Genomic DNA, 672 nt, shown 5'->3' on the forward strand with positions numbered 1-672 from the left:
GAAGAACGCGTCCCAGCCGACCGGTGCGCCCGAGACGTGCAGCCGCGCCAGCGCGGTGACGGCGGCGACCGGCTCCGCGCGGTCCTTGCGCAGCAACGGAACCACCACGGCGGTCTCGGCGGCGGTCCGCTGGGCCAGCGCGGACAGCGCGCCGTCCGGGCCGAGTTCCAGGAACCGCGAGACGCCCTGGGCCTCCAGGGTGGCGACGCCGTCGGCGAACCGGACGGCCTCGCGCGCGTGCCGGACCCAGTACTCCGGGGTGCCGATCCCGGCGCCGAGGCCGCCGGTCAGGTTCGACACCACCGGGAGCCGCGGCTCGGCGAAGGTGACGCCGTCGAGCACGGCGCGGAACCCGTCGAGCACCGGGTCCACCAGCGGCGAGTGGAAGGCGTGCGAAACCCGCAGCCTGCTGGTCTTGCGGCCGTCGGCGCCGAACCGCGCGGCGAGCGCCAGCACGTCGGCCTCGGCCCCGGACAGCACGACCGAGTCGGGGCCGTTGACGGCCGCGATAGCCACGGTCTCGCTCAGCAGCGGCCGCACTTCCGCTTCGGTCGCCTGGACGGCGACCATCGCGCCGCCCTCGGCGAGCCCCTGCATGAGGCGGCCGCGGGCGGCGACCACCGCGGCGGCGTCGTCGAGGGAGAACACCCCGGCGACGTGCGCGGCCGCGAG

1 protein-coding gene is annotated in these 672 nt (G+C 76.8%); it reads right to left on the reverse strand.

Annotation, left to right across the window (positions count from 1 at the left end; translation table 11 throughout):
* Positions 1-672, reverse strand: a 672-nt coding sequence (locus G3I65_RS01370; protein WP_160693958.1) for an acyltransferase domain-containing protein, incomplete at both ends; no start/stop codon positions are given.

Origin of the sequence: Amycolatopsis sp. SID8362 (assembly GCF_010550475.1) — a bacterium.
Classification (GTDB): Bacteria; Actinomycetota; Actinomycetes; order Mycobacteriales; family Pseudonocardiaceae; genus Amycolatopsis; species Amycolatopsis eburnea.